Origin of the sequence: Clostridium estertheticum (assembly GCF_018861295.1) — a bacterium.
GTDB classification, from domain to species: Bacteria; Bacillota; Clostridia; order Clostridiales; family Clostridiaceae; genus Clostridium_AD; species Clostridium_AD estertheticum_D.
Window position 1 is genome coordinate 243,500 of sequence record NZ_JAHLDM010000001.1, and the last position, 21,204, is coordinate 264,703.

The 21,204-nt window shown below is 30.7% G+C and carries 18 protein-coding genes; 16 read left to right on the plus strand and 2 right to left on the minus strand.

Features of this window, described 5'->3' with window-relative positions; translation table 11 throughout:
• Positions 1–252 precede the first annotated feature (252 nt).
• The 3 genes from KPL54_RS00995 (at position 253) to KPL54_RS01005 (ending at position 2,416) form a co-directional block, all read left to right on the plus strand.
• A complete protein-coding gene (locus KPL54_RS00995) occupies positions 253–684 on the plus strand; it encodes a CBS domain-containing protein (RefSeq protein WP_216103826.1) in 432 nt (143 codons plus the stop codon).
• Between the two features lie 132 nt (positions 685–816).
• The gene (locus KPL54_RS01000) at positions 817–1,704 is read left to right on the plus strand and encodes a YegS/Rv2252/BmrU family lipid kinase (protein ID WP_216103827.1); all 888 of its coding nucleotides are present in this window, start codon (positions 817–819) and stop codon (positions 1,702–1,704) included.
• A gap of 64 nt (positions 1,705–1,768) precedes the next feature.
• Positions 1,769–2,416, plus strand: a complete 648-nt coding sequence (locus KPL54_RS01005) for a hypothetical protein (protein WP_216103828.1) — start codon at positions 1,769–1,771, stop codon at positions 2,414–2,416.
• 29 nt (positions 2,417–2,445) lie between these two features.
• Here KPL54_RS01005 and KPL54_RS01010 read toward each other — a convergent pair whose 3' ends face one another.
• On the minus strand, positions 2,446–4,452 hold the full coding sequence (locus tag KPL54_RS01010) for a YgiQ family radical SAM protein (protein WP_216104306.1): 2,007 nt from the start codon (positions 4,450–4,452) through the stop codon (positions 2,446–2,448).
• 444 nt (positions 4,453–4,896) lie between these two features.
• On the opposite strand from KPL54_RS01010, the gene KPL54_RS01015 reads away from it, so the two are divergent.
• The 4 genes from KPL54_RS01015 (at position 4,897) to KPL54_RS01030 (ending at position 9,393) form a co-directional block, all read left to right on the plus strand.
• Complete coding sequence (locus KPL54_RS01015) at positions 4,897–6,159, plus strand: magnesium transporter (protein ID WP_216103829.1); 1,263 nt, start codon at positions 4,897–4,899, stop codon at positions 6,157–6,159.
• Between the two features lie 151 nt (positions 6,160–6,310).
• The gene (sleB, locus tag KPL54_RS01020) at positions 6,311–6,979 is read left to right on the plus strand and encodes a spore cortex-lytic enzyme (protein WP_216104308.1); all 669 of its coding nucleotides are present in this window, start codon (positions 6,311–6,313) and stop codon (positions 6,977–6,979) included.
• 463 nt (positions 6,980–7,442) lie between these two features.
• The gene (locus tag KPL54_RS01025) at positions 7,443–7,955 is read left to right on the plus strand and encodes an RNA polymerase sigma factor (RefSeq protein WP_216103830.1); all 513 of its coding nucleotides are present in this window, start codon (positions 7,443–7,445) and stop codon (positions 7,953–7,955) included.
• Positions 7,942–9,393, plus strand: a complete 1,452-nt coding sequence (locus KPL54_RS01030) for a TolB family protein (RefSeq protein WP_216103831.1) — start codon at positions 7,942–7,944, stop codon at positions 9,391–9,393. Before KPL54_RS01025 ends, KPL54_RS01030 begins: the two co-directional genes overlap by 14 nt.
• 47 nt (positions 9,394–9,440) lie before the next feature.
• Here KPL54_RS01030 and KPL54_RS01035 read toward each other — a convergent pair whose 3' ends face one another.
• On the minus strand, positions 9,441–10,481 hold the full coding sequence (locus KPL54_RS01035; protein WP_253203296.1) for a M42 family metallopeptidase: 1,041 nt from the start codon (positions 10,479–10,481) through the stop codon (positions 9,441–9,443).
• 198 nt (positions 10,482–10,679) lie between these two features.
• On the opposite strand from KPL54_RS01035, the gene KPL54_RS01040 reads away from it, so the two are divergent.
• The 9 genes from KPL54_RS01040 (at position 10,680) to tpiA (ending at position 21,185) form a co-directional block, all read left to right on the plus strand.
• The gene (locus KPL54_RS01040; RefSeq protein ID WP_216103832.1) at positions 10,680–12,026 is read left to right on the plus strand and encodes a VanW family protein; all 1,347 of its coding nucleotides are present in this window, start codon (positions 10,680–10,682) and stop codon (positions 12,024–12,026) included.
• 56 nt (positions 12,027–12,082) lie between these two features.
• On the plus strand, positions 12,083–13,639 hold the full coding sequence (locus KPL54_RS01045) for a MutS-related protein (RefSeq protein WP_216103833.1): 1,557 nt from the start codon (positions 12,083–12,085) through the stop codon (positions 13,637–13,639).
• 12 nt (positions 13,640–13,651) lie between these two features.
• Positions 13,652–14,119 carry a tRNA (cytidine(34)-2'-O)-methyltransferase gene (locus tag KPL54_RS01050; protein ID WP_216103834.1) on the plus strand — a complete coding sequence of 156 codons (468 nt, stop codon included), beginning with the start codon at positions 13,652–13,654 and terminating at the stop codon, positions 14,117–14,119.
• 90 nt (positions 14,120–14,209) lie between these two features.
• A complete protein-coding gene (trxB, locus tag KPL54_RS01055) occupies positions 14,210–15,133 on the plus strand; it encodes a thioredoxin-disulfide reductase (protein ID WP_216103835.1) in 924 nt (307 codons plus the stop codon).
• Positions 15,134–15,347: 214 nt separating this feature from the next.
• Complete coding sequence (gene rpoN / locus KPL54_RS01060; protein WP_216104315.1) at positions 15,348–16,718, plus strand: RNA polymerase factor sigma-54; 1,371 nt, start codon at positions 15,348–15,350, stop codon at positions 16,716–16,718.
• A gap of 144 nt (positions 16,719–16,862) precedes the next feature.
• Positions 16,863–17,897 (plus strand): sugar-binding transcriptional regulator, encoded by a 1,035-nt coding sequence (locus KPL54_RS01065; protein ID WP_216103836.1) that lies wholly within the window; start codon positions 16,863–16,865, stop codon positions 17,895–17,897.
• A gap of 81 nt (positions 17,898–17,978) precedes the next feature.
• Positions 17,979–18,986 (plus strand): type I glyceraldehyde-3-phosphate dehydrogenase, encoded by a 1,008-nt coding sequence (gene gap, locus KPL54_RS01070; RefSeq protein WP_216103837.1) that lies wholly within the window; start codon positions 17,979–17,981, stop codon positions 18,984–18,986.
• A 176-nt stretch (positions 18,987–19,162) separates the two neighbouring features.
• Entirely contained in the window at positions 19,163–20,359 is a 1,197-nt protein-coding gene (locus KPL54_RS01075) for a phosphoglycerate kinase (protein ID WP_171295608.1), read from the plus strand.
• A 79-nt stretch (positions 20,360–20,438) separates the two neighbouring features.
• Positions 20,439–21,185, plus strand: a complete 747-nt coding sequence (gene tpiA, locus KPL54_RS01080; RefSeq protein ID WP_216103838.1) for a triose-phosphate isomerase — start codon at positions 20,439–20,441, stop codon at positions 21,183–21,185.
• Positions 21,186–21,204 lie beyond the last annotated feature (19 nt).

Sequence of the window (21,204 nt, forward strand, 5' to 3'; positions counted from 1 at the left end):
CATTATAAACTTAACACTAGGTTAGCATATAATTTGTATAAAAGATATTTTTAATTATACATTATTTTATAATAAAAATAAAATATACAAATCTTATATTTTGTTTTAATGATATTTCAATGACCTATGAGATGGTTTTATGTTTTCTAAAAAAAATACAAGTAGAATAAAAAACATTAATATAAATTTTTCATTATGGTTAAAATATAATAATCGTTATCTAACATAAAGAGATATAAGGAGGATTATAAAATGAAAATTTCGGAAATAATGACTAAAGAAGTTATAAGTTTATCGGTAGATGATACAGTTGAACGTGCAGCCCAAATTATGAAAGAGTATAATATAGGATCAATTCCTATAAATACGCAGGGTAGAGGATTAGTTGGGATTATAACTGATAGAGATATAATTTTAAGATGTGTAGCGGAAGGTAAGGACATCAAAGTGCAAAAGATAAGACAAATTATGACTTCAAATCCAGTAGTAGGAGATGAAAATATAAATGTTAATGATGCTAGTAGGATTATGGGTGAGAGGCAAATAAGAAGATTACCAATTACTTCAAATAATGAATTGATTGGGATCGTAACACTCGGAGATTTAGCATTAGAACCAAATTTAAAACAGGAAACTACAGACGTCTTGGGTGAAATTTCAATTCCTTGTTCGCATTGTTTTTAAAGCCAATTGTAATTAAGTCTAATATTATTTAGTGAACATCCACAAGAAAATGGAATCTTGTGGATTTAATTTTAAAGAGGTATAATGTTTATAAATAAATCGTTAAATTAGGCGGAAATAGGAGAGAATGGAATGAATAAGGTGAAGTTTATTTACAACCCATATTCTGGAGAAAGCACTATAGCATCAGATCTAGACCAAATAATAATGATTCATCAAAAATATAAGTATACAATAGTACCATATAGAATATGTAATGAATATCCTATATCAGATGCTTTTTTTGACATAGATGAAGGTTATAAATATGTCTTAATAGCAGGTGGCGATGGAACAATAGATAGTGTAGTAAATGAGATGAAAAAAAAGGAAATCGATTTACCTATAGCAATCCTTCCCGTAGGTACTGCAAATGATTTTGCAAATTATATAGGAATGCCTCATGATGTGTATGATGCGTGTTATCAGATATTAAATAGTGATGCAAAAAAGATAGATTTAGGAAAGATAAATGATAAATATTTTGTAAACGTAGCGAGTACAGGGTTATTCACAGATATATCTCAAAAAATGGATATGAATCTTAAAAATACTATAGGTAAATTGGCGTATTATGTAAAGGGAATAGAGCAATTACCGAATTTTAGAAAATTAAAAATAAAGGTCACTTCAGATGAAGTTTTATTTGATGGTGATATGTACTTAATGTTAGTATTTAATGGACAAACCGCAGGAAGTATGAGGTTTGCATATAAGGCTAAAGTGGACGATGGACTTTTAGATGTAATAATAATAAAGGCTGGAAACATGAAAAATATTTTAAATATTTTTATCAAAATGTTAAGAAATGAGCACCTTGAGAATGTTGAGGGAATTGTTTATTTTAAGACTAGTAAGCTCGAAATAGAATGTCACGAGGATATCGTTACAGACATAGATGGGGAGAGAGGACCAGATTTTCCTCTACTTATTACTTGCGAAAAGGGTGGAATATCTATAATAGGATCTAAAATACAATAAATTATGCATAATTTCATATACTAATTAATAAATATTAACAGTAGCAATTTTAGGGAGAGTAAGAATGAAAATATATTTTTTACTGCTGTTTATAATGATTTTATTATTATATGAAGGTATAATTTGTAGTCTATATTATGTTCCTAGAAAAATCAAAATAATAAGTTTTGTGGCTTTAATTACAATGACATTTAGATACATAGCCTTAATAATACTTTTAATTGTAAAGGATCAAAATTATTTATATATGTTAAAATCTTTAGTATATACAAACTTTTTGTGCATACCAATATGTGGCATCATCTCAGCTTTTATAGTTGCTAGAAAAAATACGATTAAATTAAGAAGAATTATATTAATATCCGGAATTTTGTGTTTAGGTTATTGTATTGTCATATATAATTCTAGTGCAAATATTTCTATATCAAATCTTTATGGATATACTATAAAATTACAATTAGAGAATTATTTTTATTATACGTCACTTATAATAAATTCAATCCTTATAATTATGGGTATAAATCTATTTAATAGACGCTATTCAAATAAACATGGCGCAGTATTAATAGTTATATCAGCTGTTATTACATTAATAGCAGTCCTTCTAACTTCGATAAATACAAGTTTAGATTTCTTATTGATAGGAGATATTTCTTGGATTTTAACAATGGATTATGCTTTGAATAAAGTTAAAAGACATATACAGCTATAAAAATTACAGCTATATATGTCTTTTGTTTTTTATCCTTGTCGTTTTCTAGGACTAAGGTTTGATGTACGTTTTTTAGAGGGTTTTGGAGCAGTCTTTAAATTTGGTTTTGAGGCCGTTTTTAAAGAAGGTTTTGTAAAGGTTCTAGGAGCAGGTTCAGAAACATGTCCAGGTTCTGTATTTGGTGTCCTAAACTTAGAATGTTTCTTCCCTTGATACTTTGGATGACTATTTGCTTTGGTAGGTCTTGATGGTATTAATGATTTTTTATCAGAACCAATCAAATCTTCTCTATGAGCTTTTACTAGTGCCTCTCTTACAATGCTGTAGTTTTCTGGATTCTTAAATTGCATAAGAGCTCTTTGCATGTTTTTTTCTTTTTGTTCGGTTGGAACATAAACCTTTGCGCCACTGAAAGGATTTACCCCAGTATAAAATATAGTAGTAGATAAACTGCCAGGTGTTGGGTAAAAGTCTTGAACCTGTTCTGGAGTGTAACCCATTTCGTTTATATATTCTGATAATTTAATTGATTCTGTGAGGTCACATCCTGGGTGGCTTGACATAAAGTATGGAACCAAAAATTGATCTTTATCTAGTTCTTTATTAGTTTCGTTATATTTTTTGACAAACCTATCAAACACTTCTTGTTTTGATTTTCCCATTTGGTCTAGTACTTTGTCACTAATGTGTTCAGGGGCTACTTTTAATTGTCCGCTAATATGATGTTCACATAACTCTTCGAAAAATTTAGTGTTTTTATCATATATTAAATAATCGTATCTTATTCCAGAACGAATAAAAACTTTTTTAATGTTCGGAATTACTCTAACTTTTCTTAATAAATCTAAGTATTCAGTGTGGTCAATAATAAGATTCTTGCATGGAGTTGGGAACATGCATTGTTTATCACGACATACACCTACTTTTTCTTGAATCTTGCAAGCTCTGTGTCTAAAATTTGCAGTAGGACCACCAATATCATGAATGTATCCTTTGAAATTCTTTAAGGTAGTTAAAACAGTAGCTTCGTCTATTATAGATTTCTGACTTCTATTTTGTATAACTCGACCTTGATGAAATGTTAATGCACAAAATGAACAACTACCAAAACATCCCCTATGGCTTGTTATAGAAAATTCAACTTCTTTTATTGCGGGAATACCACCTTTAGCTTCATATATAGGATGGTAGGTTCTGGTGTATGGTAAACCATAAGTTATATCCATTTCAGCTTGGGTTAAAGATATCTGAGGAGCATTTTGAACTACATATCTGTCATTATGCTTTTGTACAATAGTCTTTCCTCTTATATCGTCTTGTTCTAATGATTGTAATTTGTAACTCTCGGCATAAGCAAGTTTATCAGTAGAGACAGTTTCAAAAGAAGAAACTTCAACATAATCCTTAAGGTCACTAATATCTTTTGTAGCATATACGCTGCCTCTAATAGAAGTCATTTTTTCTATACTCATACCATATTTAAAAAGATTAGCCATTTCAACTATGGTTTTTTCGCCCATGCCATAAAGTAGCAAGTCGGCTTTAGCATCAATTAATAAACTTCGCCTTACTTTATTGGACCAATAATCATAGTGAGCAAATCGCCTAAGACTTGCTTCTATACCACCAATTACAATTGGAACATTTTTAAAAGCTTCGCGGGCGCGATTACAGTAAACAATTACGGCTCTATCGGGTCTGTGACCTGATTCACCACCTGGAGAATAAAGATCATCATGTCTCTTTTTCTTTGCGGCTGTATAGTGATTAACCATAGAATCTATATTGCCGGAATTTATAATGAATGCAAACTTAGGTTTCCCTAGTTTCCTAAAATCATCTACGTTTTCCCAATTAGGCTGTGCTATGATACCTACGTTGAAGCCTTCATGTTCTAGGGTTCTTCCTATTATGGCAGTTCCAAAGGATGGGTGATCAATATATGCATCCCCTGTAATTATTATAAAATCTAATTGAGATATATTTCTTTCTTTTAAATCATCCATGCAAATGGGTAAAAATTGTTTATTTACTATCATATAATCCTCCTGAGAGATTAGTCGAATCTTTAGTTAATTTAATTATTATTAATTAAACTAAAGTTAGTTTTTGTGTGTTTACGATATATAATAATATTAACATATCTATAGAAAAATATGAACTAGAAAAGTTTATAAATATAATTGAATTTCACTTTTTTAGTTGCATTTTGAAGTATATATAATATACTTGTATAGTGAGAATATTTTTTACAATTAAGAAAAAATAATATAATCTACTAATATAGAAGAATAAAATTATAGGTGGTGAAAAAAAATGGAAAATGGCCCTCGAAGTAGAAGGTCAAAATTAATTTTAAAATTTAATATTATTATGCAGAGAATTTCTTAAAGTATAAGTTGACATAGATAAGGTAGGAATATAAGTCAATGAGTTAAAACCCCATTTTGATGTTTCTCTGCATAAGAGGAGGGATATCTATGGAAATAATTTCTGAGTTTTTTTTAAGTTCAATCTTAAATAAAAATGTGTATGATGAGTTTGAGGATAATATTGGGAAGCTTTTTGATATTTATGTTACTACTGAACAAGGATATCCAAGAGTTATAGGATATAAAATTAAAAAGGAAAGTGAAATTTTTAATTATGAATTTAGAAATATTGAAGTAGGAAAAGAAGACAAAAAAATAACCGTACAGGTAAGAGGGGTTAAAGAGATAATTCCTAGAAAATTTTCTTATCTTTTATCTAAGCATTTATTAAACAAACAAATAGTAGATGTTAATGGAAAAAAAGTAGTTAAAGTTAATGATTTAACCATGACGAAAGTTGGTGGAGAAATAAGAGTTATAGCTGTAGAATCGGGTATTATTGCAGCGGCTAGAAAATATAAATTAGATGGCATAATAAAGATTTTTTATAATATTTTAGGCAGAAAACCTCAAGATAATAGTATAACTTGGGAAAGTGTTCAATCACTCGAGATGGTAGATCACAGCTTAAAGCTAACACAGCCATATTCAAAACTTACTAAACTTCATCCAGCAGATCTTGCAGATATTTTAGAGGGACTCGATACATCCGCTAGAAATAAAATTTTTGAAAGTCTAGACAAGGATTTGGCAGCACATACTCTAGAAGAATTGCAGCCAGAGGTTCAAGCAGATATTTTAAGTACTATTAATAATCTGCTTGCACAAGAAATCTTAAATGAAATGCCTAATGATGAGATTGCGGATATTTTAGATGAAATGAAGGAAGACGATGCAGAAAAAATCCTCTTAAATTTTAATAAAGATGATGAAGAAGAAATTAGAAATCTTATGAATTATGAAGAGGAAGTTGTTGGTAGCATAATGAATAAAGATTTTATATCTTTTAATGTAAATATTACGGCTAGTGCAACTATTGAAATTTTAAGGGAACTTCAGCCTGAAGATGAGGTAATACATTATATATATATCGTAGATGAAGACAAAAAACTTCAAGGAGTCATTTCTTTAAGAAATTTAGTTCTTTCAGCTCCTGCGAGGAAACTTAAAGATATCATGGATGATAAAGTTATTAGAATAAAAGATAGTCAAGATATCGAGGAAGCTGTTGAACTGGCACTTAAATATGATTTGATTTCTTTACCAGTAGTGGACATTGATGAAGAGTTATGTGGAATAGTAATTATGAATGATATTATTGAAGAACTATTGTCTCCAAGATGGAAAAGAAAACTTAAAAAAATTATATAAAAAAATACACTGTGGCTTATATTAGCACAGTGTATTTTTTTTGGAATTAAGCACAAACTAATACCATTAATGACATTTATATATTGTTATTTAAGGAGGAATAGGTTTGAAGCTTAAAAAACATTTACTCAAAAGATGTAGCGCTGTAGTTATGATTATCTTAATAGCATATTTTTCAAGGGAAGTTTATTTTAATATTTATAGTAAGCAAGCTATAGCACAGGTTTATAAATATGGCGCGCGTGGTGAACAAGTTAAACAAATTCAAACTAAATTAAAAAAGTGGGGATATTATAAGGAAGGTGTTGATGGAATATATGGCTACAATACATATCTTTCCGTTAAGTCTTTTCAAAAAAGCAATGGATTAAAAGTAGACGGAATGGCAGGAAATTCGACACTCGCAGCTATAGGTCTTCCGTCTAGTACGCAGGCCTCTGGATCACCTTCTAACAAAAATGTAACGAATAATAAGGATGTGGATTTAGTAGCTAAACTTATAAATGGCGAGGCTAGAGGAGAACCATACGAGGGTCAGGTGGCTGTTGGAGCAACAATTTTAAATAGAACAAGAGATGCAAGATTTCCCTCTACAATAGCAGGAGTGATTTATCAACCAGGTGCATTCACGGCGATTGTGGATGGACAAATAAATGCAAAGATTGAAGAAAGTTCTATAAGGGCCGCAAGAGATGCACTAAATGGGTGGGATCCTTCTGGAGGTGCTGTATTCTATTTCAATCCTGCGACAAGTACGAATAAGTGGATATGGTCACGTACACTTATAAAAGTAATTGGTAAACATAGATTTTGCAGCTAACTTAACCACATTTCAGAAGGAAAGTCTCCAACTTTAGAAGTGAGGATATATACTGTAAGAAAATGAAAACTTAAGTGGATCTCTAAATCTCCTTCTGAAGTCGTTAGCACTGCAGCTCCCAAGGAGATGATTTAATCATCATGATAAATTTCACAGGAGCTACCTGGTAAATAAAATTTACCAAGTGGCTTTTTTATAAATGGTTGTAAAACTTTATATTTTAGTATAAGTTATAGTTAATTTGGAAGTATATAATTATATTGACATATACAATAGAATTATTAATATTATGGTATAATATTAATAAGTATGTGTAAACATTTAACACATATTTCATACATATTTTACATAAAAACTGGTAAAGCATGCAACTAAATATAAGGTCTCACGTATATTATGTGAAATGTTTTTTTAAAACCAGTTGTATTTATATGAAAACAAATTATGATGGGGGTACTGCTTAATGCCAAGTAAGTTCGAACAGCTGTATGACATGTACTACAATTGCGTTTATAGATACATTTTCGTTTCTGTAAAAAACAAATGGAATGCAGAAGATATAATTGCTACTGTGTTTACTAAAATATATGAGAATAAGGATAAAATTACTGAGGTAGAAGCAAGTAAGAATTGGATATTTAAAATAGCCCATAATACTATTATAGATTTTTATAGAAAAAACAGTAAAGTAATTCCTATAGAAAGCTTTTTGGATAGAGGCGACGAGGATTTTGGATATGAAAATATAGCTATTAGAGATGAATTTGAAGGTGTAAAGAAAATAATTGATGTATTACCAGAAGAAACAAAAAAAATGCTTTATTTGAGGTTTTATGGTGGTCTAAAATTCAGGGAAATTGCAGAAGCGGTAGATATAACAGAAAGTACTGTTAAATCAACCATTTCTAGAGCTATAAAGAAAATTAAGAAAAGTTACGAACATAGTTTAGGAGGTGATGTAATTGGAAATAAATGAAAATAATATTGAGAAATCATTGTGTAATGATGCAGCAAAGATTGTTATTGATGAGGAATTTAAATCAGATTTAAAAAACAAAATAATGTTTGCAGATAAATATAACAACATTACAAAGCAGCCTAAACATAAAAGTAACTTTATGAAAAATAGATATTTTAAAATAGCTTCGGGTTTTGTAATTTGCGTATTTGTTAGTGGATCAATATTTAAGGCTATTGATATTCAAAATAAAAATATATTTACAAGGTCCAAAGGAATGACTAATTCAGCTATTCCAGCTATAAGTCCAAAAGGATCACTTGAGGATAGTAGTAAGCAAGCATCTGGATTAAAGATCTTAGATGATATGATAAATAATAATTATAAAAATAAACAATTAGCAGTAATAAAAGGAAACACAGGTAGCGTGAGTGATGTCCTAAGTGGTAATAACGTTAAGAAGGCTATAAATAATCTTTTGGCAGAGAATGTTATTTCTAATAACGCTATCACGGGAGATGTAAATCATGATAATAGTGATCCCAAAATAAACCAAGATCAAGGGACTGAAGTTAAACCTGTTATACCGGAAATAGTTATCCCAGCAACAGTTACAAAACCAACGACAGATTCGCCAAGTGTACCTCTAGTTGCATTAACAACATATGATCCAAGGTATTCTATCGACGCAACGAAATTAGCTAGTGTTAAAGATGACGGCATATATATAAAAGATTTAAAATCTTCAAACGAGAAGATGTTAATAGCATATAGCGATAAGACTCAAATAGTTAATAAGCCCAATTTTACACCTAGTGGCCAAATAATTTATTACAAAGCAAATAAAGTAGCTCTAGAAAATGGTGCTATCTATTTATCTAGTGAAAATGGAAAGGTATCTACTAAGATTGCGGATGGTAAAAATCCTATGGTGTCTAAAAATGGTAAAAAATTACTGTATGAGTCTAAAGGTCAAATATTCATTCAAAATTTAAAAGACAATACTAGTAGTTATGTTGCTAATGGTAAGTATCCTGCTTTTTCTAATGATGACAATCTAATTAGTTATGTAAAAGAAGGAATAGAAACCCAAAGCCCGGATATAAGTACTGTAAAAACAGCAGGTTTTGCAAAAATGGCTACTTTTTCAAGAATGACGAGCTTTGCAAAGGTAGCATCTACCGAAAAAACAATTTCTACTTTATGCGTTTATAACATATTAGCAGATAAATCTTATGGCATAACAGATAACGGATCAATTGCAGATAGCAGCACTGAGTCTTGGTCAGGAGCTATACGAAATGTAGAGGATACTAGTGGATTAGATGCAACTAGTCAATACAGTTATTGTGAAAGTATTTGGAGTTTAGATAATAAAGAAGTGCACGTTATTAAAGTGGATAATGAAACAGGGGATAGGGTCGTGACTAATTTTAAGTTAGATAAAATAAAGTAATTTTAGAAGGCTAGACAATTGTAATTGTCTAGCCTTTTAAAAATACTTTATTCTTGAATACAGTATTTTATTATTAAATTTAGCGTGTTTAATATTGAATCCATATGAGTTCTTTCATAGCCATGTGAAGCAAAAATCCCAGCCCCAATTAAAGCTGCTTTTATGTCCCATCCAGCTCTTAAAGCTGCAGAGGCATCAGAACCATAGTGTGGATAAACATCAATCTTGTAATCTATTTTTTCTTTTTTGCATATTTGCGTTAATTTCTTTCTAAGTTCTAGATCATAGGGTCCTGATGAATCTTTAGCACAAATACATACACTGTATTCAGAAGAATTTTGATCAAGGCCTGGGCAACCCATATCTATAGACACAAATTCTTTAGTTTTTTCTGGTATGGATGCAGAGGCTCCATGTCCAACTTCTTCATAATTGCTAATAAATATATTTGTTGTATATGGAAGTTTTATGCCGTTATCTATTATATATTTGATAGCATAAAGTAGTATTGCAACGCTAGCTTTATCATCTAGATGCCTAGATTTAACAAATCCTTTTTCAGTAAAAATGGTTCTTGCATCAAAACAAATAAAGTCACCAACACTTAAACCTAAATCTTCCACTTCTTTTTTTGTAGATATTTTTTCATCAAGAATTATTTCCATATTCTCAGGGGTTCTCTTAAGTCCCCGAGCGTCATCTCCACTAATATGGACTGAAGGCTTTATGCTTTGAATAGTGCCTGTGAAGGATTTGCCATCAATAGTTTCTATAGTGCAATTTTCACCTTCTATTGAATTCATCATATATCCACCGATAGGGTCTAGTGATAGTGAACCGCTTGGATTAATTTTTTTAACCATTGCTCCAAGTGTATCAACATGTGCAGAAAGTGTTCTTTGAAAGTCGTTATTTTCACCTTTTAGTGTTGCTATAACTGCACCTTTATTAGTAACAAAATATGGCACCTTTAAAATGTCTAGCTCTTTTTTTATGTACTTCATAATTTTCTCTGTAAAGCCTGAGGGACTAGAAATTGAAAGGATATTCTTTAAATAATATTTAATTTTATCTTCATTATAATTCAAATTATCACTCCTTCAAAATAAGATTAACATAAGTATAATTTTACCATAGAAGATGATGAATTAATACAATATTATAGATTTAAAGTCGATAAATAAGAAAAAGAAAAAAGTCAAACTTAGGTTTCATGATGTTAGTAGCATATAGGAATATCGACTTCTTTGTAGTATACTATTTATGAGTATAAAAGGAGATTATAGATGAAAAAAAAGGCAATTATAATAATAGGAGTTTTAATCTTATTTAGTACATTTACATTTAGTGGCTACTCTTATATTAGAGTGAAATATTGGGATTCTTTGATTTTACCTGGAGTTAAAATTGAAAATGAAGATTTAACAGGTAAAAATAGGAAAGAAGCACAAACGATAATTAATGACAAATATGCTAGTAAGGTTATGAAGAAAAAAATTACTATAGTAACTGATGAAAAAAAATATATAGTTGACTATAAAATGGTAGAGGCAAAGTACAATGTTGACCAAGCAGTAGAGCAAGCATTAACTTATGGGAAAGATAGGAATATGTTTCAAAAATACAAAGCCATAACACATCCTGTGAGTAAACAAATAAAACTAACCTTTGAATATAATGATAAGGCTGTTGACAAAATATTAAAGGGAATAGCTAAAGAGATAGATAAAAAGGCAAAGAATGCAACTATAACTAAGGAGAGCGGTGGAGAATTTGTTGTTACAAATGATGTCATTGGAAAGCAGTTAGAAGTAGAGAAATTAAAAAACGATATTAAAAGCAAAATTGATATTGGCGTATCCAAGGATGATGATTATATAAAGGCTGCGGTTAAGGACATAAAACCTAAAATTTCAGAGGCTGCATTAAAGACAGTAAATACAAGGATATCAAGGTATACTACTAACTTTGGCAGCTCATCAGAAGATAGAGCGACAAATATATCATTAGCAACTGGGAGTATAAATGGGAAACTACTTATGCCGGGAGATGTTTTTAGTTTTAATGATGTTGTAGGAGAGAGAACTGCTTTAAGAGGGTATAAGGCAGCAGGCGTAATCATTGGTGATAAATTGGAACAGGGGTTAGGCGGAGGTATATGTCAAGTCTCATCTACTTTGTATAATGCAATGCTCTCAACTTCAATTGTTTCTGTAGAAAGAATTCATCATACAATATCATCGGGTTATATTCCGAAGGGACAAGATGCTACAGTTGATTATGGAAATCTTGATTATAAGTTTAAAAATACATTCGAGTATCCAATATATATTGAAGGCCTTTTGTCAAATGGAAACATACATTTCAATATATATTCTAACTCTACATTAACTAAAAGAACTTATGAAATAGTAAATGAGGTATCGGAACCTACGGACCCTAAAACAGAAACTATAAAAGACCCAACGATGTATCAGGGTCAAAGTGAGATTGTAAAGACAGGTTATGCAGGTTTTAAGGTTAAAGTGACTAGAAAAACTTATGAAAATGGAAAGTTAGTTAATACTGAAATTATAAATAAAGATACGTTCCACGTTATAAATGAAGTTAAGAAAGTTGGAACTAAGAAATAATAGCAGTTTGATTAAACTAAAGTGAACATTAAAAAAATCTAAAGGAGCATTGTACTATGATTAACAAATATTTAGGATCAATAAGAAAAGATTATAATAAAGAAGCGGATAAGACAAGAAATATTGAGAAGGTTAAGAAGTTTTTTACAATGCGTGAAAGCAGTGAATACACAATAGACGATCAGACCTGGGATGATTTAGATATGAATAAGGTGTATGAAAAGCTGGACAGATCATATAGCAGTCCTGGAGAAGCGTCTTTATACTCAATGCTTAGAAATCCATTAATGAAGGAAGATAAGCTAAAAGAAAGAGGGAAATTGATTCAGTCTATTAAAGAAAATACGAAGCTTCGGGAAACTCTTCAGTGTATTTTTTTTGAATTAAATAGTGATACTAAAAATAGTTTTTTAGATATGATTGAAACTGACCTTATCATAAATAAAACTAAATATTATGTGTACAGCATTCTAGGCAAAGTAATACCAGTAATAGCGATTTTACTTGCAATATTTGCAAGTCCTAAATATATGATAGCATTATTTGCTATAGGTTCAATTAATATGATTATAAATTCTACAGAAGTAAGGGCAATTAAGTCTAATGGTATATTCTATTTGCAAAAGAATATTAAGGCAGCTAAAAAAATAGCAAGTATAAATGATAAAGAAATTGTTTATTACAAAGATAAGATAAAAACGCTTCTTAAAGGTATGAAAGACATAGATTTGAGTACAAAAACAATAGGAATTATAAATATGTGGGGAGGTGTTTTTGAATTCATTTCTGTTATTTTTCTTTTAGAGGAAACAACCTATTACTCTATATCTCATAAAATAAAAAGAGAAAAAGAAAGGTTGATGGATCTTTACTACATTGTTGGGGAATTAGAAGCATTAATCTCAATTTCAGGTTACGAACATAATCTGAAGGAGCAGTGTGTAAAACCTAAGTTTACAAAGACTATCAGTTTGAATATAAAGGATGGGGTACATCCTCTTATAGAGAATGCTGTTCCTAACTCAATTAACATAAAAAAGGGAGGAATTGTGCTTACAGGTACAAATATGGCAGGTAAATCTACATTTTTAAGAATGATGGGAGTAAATATAATTTTAGCACAAAGTTTTAATTTTGCATTGGCTAAAGATTATGAAGCACCTTTCTTTAACATAGTTTCATCAATTAGTCCCAATGATGATTTAACAAAGGGAAAGAGTTTCTTTATGGCGGAGGTAGAATCTATACAACGTATAATTAAAGCTCTAGAGAAAGAGGCACCTGTATTTTGTCCTATTGATGAGATATTTAGGGGTACAAACCCAATTGAAAAAATTTCTATGTCAGCAGCTATATTAACATATATAAACAATGGAAAAAGTATTTCAATTGTAGCTACACATGATAGAGAATTAGTTGATATTTTAAAAGAAAATTATGAGTTTTACTACTTTAGTGAAAAGGTTGATAACCACAAGGGTTTAAGCTTTGATTATAAGATTAAAAAGGGAGTTTCACAAACAAGAAATGCAATAAAACTTTTAGAATATATGCATTATCCAAAAGCAATAACAGATGCAGCATATAAAAGAGCTGAGACAATAGAGAAATAAGGAGGGTTAATTATGAATTTAAATATAGTATTATTTCAACCGGAAATTCCACAAAACACTGGTAATATAGGAAGGACATGTGTGCTTACTGATTGCAAACTTCATCTTATAAAACCTTTAGGATTTAGTTTAGAGGAGAAACAACTTAAAAGAGCAGGACTAGATTATTGGCCTTATTTAGATTTAGAGTTACACGATTCATACGAAGAACTACGCGTAAAATATAAGGATTCAACTTTTTATTTTTCTACAACAAAGGCATCGAATTTCTACACAGATGTAGAATATAAAGATGGAGATTTTATAGTATTTGGAAGAGAGTCGTCAGGACTTCCAGATAGCGTTCGTGGTAGTGACCCCGAGAGATGTATAAAAGTACCTATGATAAGCAGTACAACTAGGTCGCTTAATCTTTCAAACACAGTAGCTATCGTTGCATATGAGGCACTTAGACAGATAGGGTTTAAAGGCATGAAGTAAAAAGATAAGCCATTTTTATATTGTAAGTAAGTATATATTACATAACACAAAATGGATTTAAATAAGGTGAAAAAATAGGAGGATTAAGTCATGGAACATATTTATGATACTATAATTATTGGTGGGGGACCTGCAGGATTATCTGCTGGGCTATATGCATCAAGATCAAGAATGGATACTTTAATAATAGAAAGAGCAGAGTTTGGTGGACAGGTAGCTACAACTAATGAAATTGATAACTACCCAGGATCCATTGAAAATTGTACAGGAGCAACACTCAGCAAACGAATGAAGCAGCAAGCAGAAGAGTTTGGAACACAATTTGCAAGTGAAGAGGTAGTGGAAGTTGAACTTGAAGGCGATATTAAAGTAATCAAATGCAAGGATAAAACTTATAAAACTAAGACTATTATAATAGCATCAGGAGCGTTCCCTAGACTTAGTGGGTTTAAGAATGAAACAGAACTACGAGGTAAGGGCGTTTCTTATTGCGCAACTTGTGATGCTGACTTTTTTGAAGATTTAGACATTGCGGTGTTAGGAGGAGGAGATTCAGCTATATCTGAAGCCATATACCTTTCTAAGTTTGGTAAAACTGTTACCGTAATTCATAGAAGAAGTGAGCTTAGAGCTGCTAAGTCACTTCAAGAAAAAGCTTTCAAAAACCCGAAAATAAAGTTTGTTTGGGATACCGTAGTTGAGGAAGCCAAAGGTAAAGAAATGTTAGAAAGTTTAGTACTTAAAAATGTTAAAACTGGTGAACTCAGTGAATTAAAAGCAGATGGATGTTTTGTGTTTGTAGGATATCTTCCAATATCTGAATTGTATAAAGGAAAAATTACTATGAATGATCGTGGTGATGTTATCACTGATGAGAATATGAGAACTAATATACCGGGAGTATATGCAGCAGGTGACATAAGAGTGAAGTTATTAAGACAAGTAATTACAGCCTCGGCAGACGGTGCAATAGCAGCTACCCATGCTGAACATTACATTGAAAACAAATCATAGAAAAGTAATAGATGCAAAATCTTTTAGAGATAAGTTCTGTAAGGTTAGTTTAAATAAAGCAAAAAAACTCAGCATATTTGTCCTATCATTTATTATGGTGATAGGAAAATATGCTGAATTTTTTTATTTTTAGTCCTAGCTTAAGGTATAATCTATTCGCTCTATGTTATAATATTTATAAGATGATTTACATGAGGTGATGGATAAAATGAATATTAATTTTGGCTTAAACTTGGTCCAAGAACAAAAATTAATAATGACGCAAGAAATGCAAATGTCTGTTAAACTTCTTCAAATGTCAGCACAAGAGCTTGGTCAGTATGTTAATAAGGAAATGCAAGAAAATCCAGTGCTAGAGGAAAAAGATTTGCAAAATAGCAAAAGTAATGACTACGATGTTAATGATTATAAAGAAATAATTAAATATCTTGATAAAGATGGATATAAAGTAAAAAATCATGCTTCAAAGAATGATGGCGATGAAGTTTCTCCATTTTACTATATTGCAGAGGAAAAATCTCTTAAAGATTATATTAAGCAGCAAATAGGTGAACTTACCCAGAAAAGCGATATTTTGAGTATATGCAAATACATGGCAGAAAACTTAGATGATAAGGGTTATTTATCAGCAAGTCTACCTGACATATGTAAAGAACTTGGAATATCAAATAAAAAGGCAGAAGTAGCTCTTTCAATTTTTCAATCTTTAGATCCTGAAGGTATAGGAGCTAGAAATCTAAGAGAATGTTTAACAATTCAATTGTATAATCTAGGGATGGATGATGAAAATATCTGTAAAATAATTAATGATTATTTGGAACTACTCGCAGAAAATAAGTATAGTGAGATAGCAAAAAAATTAAAAATTAACATAAGTGACGTCCAAAAATATGGAGATATAATAAAAAATTTAGAACCTAAACCATCAAGAGGATTTTATACGGGCGAGACTGTTAAATATGTTGTACCGGATGCTTATATTAATAAAATTGATGATCAATATGTTATTTCTATGAATGAAGATGTGCTTCCTAAATTAAATATAAATAATTTGTATAAGGAAATAATTAAAGATGAAAAAGATACAGAAGCCGTAGAATATGTAAAAGATAAGCTTAATAGCGCGATGTTTCTTATAAAAAGTATTGAACAAAGGAAAAACACTGTGTATAGAGTTTTAGAAGAAATATTAGAAGTTCAAAGGGAATATTTTGATAGAGGTGTCGAATATCTAAAACCAATGACGCTTAAAATAATAGCTAACAATTTAGAGATGCATGAATCTACCATAAGCCGTGCAATTAGAGAAAAATATGTAAGTATAAATGATGGTAAAGTCGTTAAAATAAAAGATTTTTTTACTAATGGAATAACATCAGGTATAGGCGGAGAGGATATATCTACAATTAATATTAAAAAGAATATTAAGGAACTGGTAGAGAGCGAGGATACAAAAAAACCAATGTCTGATCAAATTATTTGTAATCGGTTAAATGATGAAGGAGTAAATATCTCTAGAAGAACAGTAGCAAAATATCGCGAAGAACTTGAAATTAAAAGCTCAAGTAAACGCAAAAGATTTTAAAATTTGTTTGTTTAATGGCTCCGTTAACAAAATGTTAACATTTTTTTCGGAAATACTAATTTAAAAATGTTAGCATTTCAACTATAATGTAAGTGGGAGCAGAAAATATATGCTGGGACTTAAACAGTCCAGAAAGGTGTTCAAGTGGAGAATATTTTAAAGTTAGAACAGAAAATAGTGCCTGAATTGATAGAACTTCTTGAAAAACGGCATGATATATTAAGAACGATATGTTATAATCAACCTATAGGACGTAGAATTTTATCAGATCATATGTGTATAAGCGAGAGAATAGTAAGAAATGAAATAAATTTTCTTAAGTCTCAGAACTTAATTGAAGTTAATGCATTGGGTATGTTTATAACATCTGATGGAGAAGAAATTATACGTCAGTTAAAGGGATTTATTCATGAAATCAAAGGATTATCTAAAATTGAGAAATCTATTGAAGAACACTTGAAGCTTAAGCAAGTTATAATTGTTCCCGGAGATGTAGAAATTGATAAAAGTGTTCTTAAAGAACTAGGGAAGGCAGCGGCGAATTATGCTATGGATATCATTGAAGATAATAGTATAATTGCATTAACCGGTGGAACTACTGTAAAAGAAGTTGTAGATAGTTTTCCTAAAAACAATAAATACAAAAACATCTTGGTGCTTCCAGCTAGAGGTGGCATGGCGAGAAATGTAGAAATTCAAGCGAATACTTTGGTTGCAAGGTTAGCAGATAGAATTGGTGGAAATTACGAATTACTACATGTACCTGACAATTTAAGCAACGCGGCACTAGAAACTATATTAAATGAAAAAGATATAAAAAATATAATTGATAAAATTCGAAGTGCTGATATTCTTCTTTATGGTATAGGTATCGCAAAAGATATGGCTCTTAAAAGGGGAATACCACAAAAAAAAATTAGAGAACTTGAAGAATTGGGTGCAGTAGGTGAAGCATTTGGTCAATATTATAATGAATTAGGTGAGATAATTTATTCCACACCTACTATTATGGTGAAAAATGAAGATATTAATCATGAAGGAATACTAATTGCAGTAGCAGCTGGAAAGAATAAAGCTAGAGCAATTATTGCCACTGAAATCAACCGTTCTAGTACTGTTTTGATAATTGATGAAGCGGCTGCACAAAAAATTATAAATATTTTAGAAAAAAGAGAGTAAACTATATAATGATTTTATTAAAGAGAGAATTATATATTTACATATAATTATTTAATTAAAATTTTAGGAGGTTTTGCCAAAATGGTAAAAGTAGGAATTAATGGATTTGGAAGAATAGGAAGAAACGTATTTAACGCATTAGTAAAAAATTATTCAACAGAGTTAGAAGTAGTAGGAATCAATGATTTAACAGATGCTGCTACACTAGCACATCTTTTAAAATATGATTCACTTTACGGAAAATTTGACGGAACTGTAGAAGCTAAAGAAAATTCTATAGTTGTTAACGGAAAAGAAATTAAAATATTCGCTGAAAGAGAACCTAAAAACATTGATTGGAGTTCACTTGGAGTAGAAATCGTACTTGAGTCAACTGGATTCTTTACAGATGCTACTAAAGCAGCTGATCATTTAGGAGTTAGTGTTAAAAAAGTTCTTATATCTGCACCAGCTAAAAATGAAGATATAACAGTAGTTATGGGTGTTAATGAAGAAAAATATGATTCATCAAAACATAACATAATATCTAATGCATCATGTACTACTAATTGTTTAGCACCATTTGCTAAAATATTAGACAAAGAATTCACAATAGTTAAAGGTTTAATGACTACAATTCATTCATATACTGGAGATCAAAGATTATTAGACGCTCCTCACAAGGACATGAGACGTGCAAGAGCTGCTACATTATCAATGATTCCAACTACAACAGGTGCAGCTAAAGCAGTAGCATTAGTTTTACCACAATTAAAAGGAAAATTAAACGGATTCTCATTAAGAGTTCCAACTCCAACAGTTTCATGTGTAGATTTAGTAGCTGAACTTGGAAGAGATGTAACTATAGAAGAAGTAAATGCAGCATTTAAGAAAGCTTCTGAAAATGAAATGAAGGGTATCCTTGGATACAGTGAAGAACCATTAGTTTCTATAGATTACAAAGGAGACGAAAGAACTTCTATTATTGATGCAATGTCAACTATGGTTATTGAAGGAAATATGGTTAAAGTCGTTTCATGGTACGATAATGAAGCAGCATATTCAAGTAAATTAGCTGATTTAGCTAAATTTGTTGCAGATAAACTATAAAATTTAGTTTACTATAAAACTGTAAGTATAGTATTAGGGTCTGGTTTTATAGGTAGTCTATGGAACCAGGCCTTTTTATTGCTTATTCTAGTATATGAGTATGGTTAGCAGAACATACTACAATTGATAGAAGTTACAAAGGTTTATAAGATAAACAGTGTGAGAGGAGAATGTGTATGAAATTTAATAAGAAAACAATTGAGGATATTGAGGTTAAAGGCAAAAAAGTTTTAGTAAGATGTGATTTTAATGTGCCATTAAAAGATGGAGAAATTACAGATGTAAATAGATTAGTAGGTGCAATGCCAACAATAGAATATTTAATTAAAAATGGAGCAAGATTAATTTTATGCTCACATCTTGGAAAGCCAAATGGCGAGGCAAAACCTGAACTTTCTTTAGCGCCAGTAGCTAAAAGATTAAGCGAAATGTTAAAAAAAGAAGTGATTTTTGCAGCAGACCCAAATGTTGTTAGTGATAATGTGAAATCTGTAGTATCTAAAATGAAAGATGGAGACGTTATATTACTAGAAAATACAAGATATAGAAAAGAAGAAACTAAAAACAAAGAAAACTTTTCAAAAGAATTAGCTTCTCTTGCAGATATTTTTGTAAATGATGCATTTGGAACAGCTCATAGAGCTCATTGTTCTACAGTTGGTGTAACTGAGTTTGTTAAAACATCAGTATGCGGATATTTAATTCAAAAGGAATTAAAATTCTTAGGTGATGCAGTAAATAGTCCTGTTAGACCATTCGTTGCAATACTCGGTGGAGCTAAAGTATCTGATAAAATAGCTGTTATTGCTAATTTACTTGATAAAGTAGATACACTAATAATTGGTGGAGGAATGGCATATACATTCTTAAAAGCCGGTGGTTATTCTGTAGGAAGTTCCCTAGTTGAGGAAGATAAAGTAGAATATGCTAAAGATATGATGCAAAAAGCTGAGTCAAAAGGAATTAAATTCTTAATACCAGTTGATCATATAGTTGCAGATAAATTTTCAGCTGATGCAGAGCCAGTAGTTACAGAGGATCAAAACATTAAAGATGGTTACATGGGACTTGATATTGGACCTAAGACTTGTGAAATATATAAAGGTGCTATAAGCACAGCTAAGACTATTGTTTGGAATGGCCCAATGGGTGTATTCGAATTTAAAAACTTCGCAAAAGGAACAATTGCTGTAGCTGAGGCTATGTCAAAAGTTGATGGAACTACTGTAATAGGTGGTGGAGATAGTGCAGCAGCTGTTAATCAATTAGGATTTGGAGATAAAATGACTCATATATCTACCGGTGGTGGAGCGTCTCTTGAATTTTTAGAAGGTAAATTATTACCAGGAATTGAAGCTCTTACAGATAAATAGTTAAATAAAACTATGGTACTTTTAAGGTTTAAATATATATGTTTTACCGATTACAAAGAAATATTAGGAGGTTTTTTTTATGAGAAAAGGTATAATTGCAGGAAATTGGAAGATGAATAAAACTGTAGCACAGGCTGTAACTTTAATTGAGGAAATTAAGCCATTAGTTAAAGATGCAAAATGTGATGTTGTTGTTTGTCCTACATTTTTATGCTTAGATGCAGTAATAAAAGCAACTAAGGGTACAAATATAAAAGTTGGAGCTCAAAACATGTTTTATGAAGAAAGTGGTGCTTTTACAGGCGAAGTTTCTCCAGGAATGTTAGAAGATATTGGCGTTGATTATGTTATAATTGGACATAGTGAAAGAAGACAATATTTCAATGAGACAGATGAAGCTGTAAACAAAAAGCTTAAAGCTGCTTATAGCCATAATATCATTCCTATACTTTGTGTAGGAGAAACTCTTAGTGATAGAGAAGGAAATATTACAGAAAAAGTTTTAGCAAGTCAAGTAAAATTAGATTTAGAAGGACTTATAAAAGAGCAAGTAGAAAAATTGGTTATTGCTTATGAACCAATTTGGGCTATAGGAACAGGTAAAACTGCAACTGCTGATCAAGCTAATGAGACAATTGCATTTATAAGAGCAACTGTTGGAGCTATGTTTGGTAGTGAAGTAGCTGAAAAAGTTAGAATTCAATATGGTGGTTCTGTTAAACCATCAACTATAAAAGAACAAATGGCTAAATCAGATATAGATGGTGGTTTAATCGGAGGAGCTAGCCTTAAGGCACAAGACTTCGCCGGAATAGTAAACTACTAAGTTGTTTTTTAGACAAAGC

Bases quoted from the DNA above. Each gene is read 5' to 3' on its own strand.
- KPL54_RS00995 (WP_216103826.1), top strand. From the start codon at position 253: ATGAAAATTTCGGAAATAATGACTAAAGAAGTTATAAGTTTATCGGTA.
- KPL54_RS01000 (WP_216103827.1), top strand. From the start codon at position 817: ATGAATAAGGTGAAGTTTATTTACAACCCATATTCTGGAGAAAGCACT.
- KPL54_RS01005 (WP_216103828.1), top strand. From the start codon at position 1,769: ATGAAAATATATTTTTTACTGCTGTTTATAATGATTTTATTATTATAT.
- KPL54_RS01015 (WP_216103829.1), top strand. From the start codon at position 4,897: ATGGAAATAATTTCTGAGTTTTTTTTAAGTTCAATCTTAAATAAAAAT.
- sleB (WP_216104308.1), top strand. From the start codon at position 6,311: ATGATTATCTTAATAGCATATTTTTCAAGGGAAGTTTATTTTAATATT.
- KPL54_RS01025 (WP_216103830.1), top strand. From the start codon at position 7,443: ATGCCAAGTAAGTTCGAACAGCTGTATGACATGTACTACAATTGCGTT.
- KPL54_RS01040 (WP_216103832.1), top strand. From the start codon at position 10,680: ATGAAAAAAAAGGCAATTATAATAATAGGAGTTTTAATCTTATTTAGT.
- KPL54_RS01045 (WP_216103833.1), top strand. From the start codon at position 12,083: ATGATTAACAAATATTTAGGATCAATAAGAAAAGATTATAATAAAGAA.
- KPL54_RS01050 (WP_216103834.1), top strand. From the start codon at position 13,652: ATGAATTTAAATATAGTATTATTTCAACCGGAAATTCCACAAAACACT.
- trxB (WP_216103835.1), top strand. From the start codon at position 14,210: ATGGAACATATTTATGATACTATAATTATTGGTGGGGGACCTGCAGGA.
- gap (WP_216103837.1), top strand. From the start codon at position 17,979: ATGGTAAAAGTAGGAATTAATGGATTTGGAAGAATAGGAAGAAACGTA.
- KPL54_RS01075 (WP_171295608.1), top strand. From the start codon at position 19,163: ATGAAATTTAATAAGAAAACAATTGAGGATATTGAGGTTAAAGGCAAA.
- tpiA (WP_216103838.1), top strand. From the start codon at position 20,439: ATGAGAAAAGGTATAATTGCAGGAAATTGGAAGATGAATAAAACTGTA.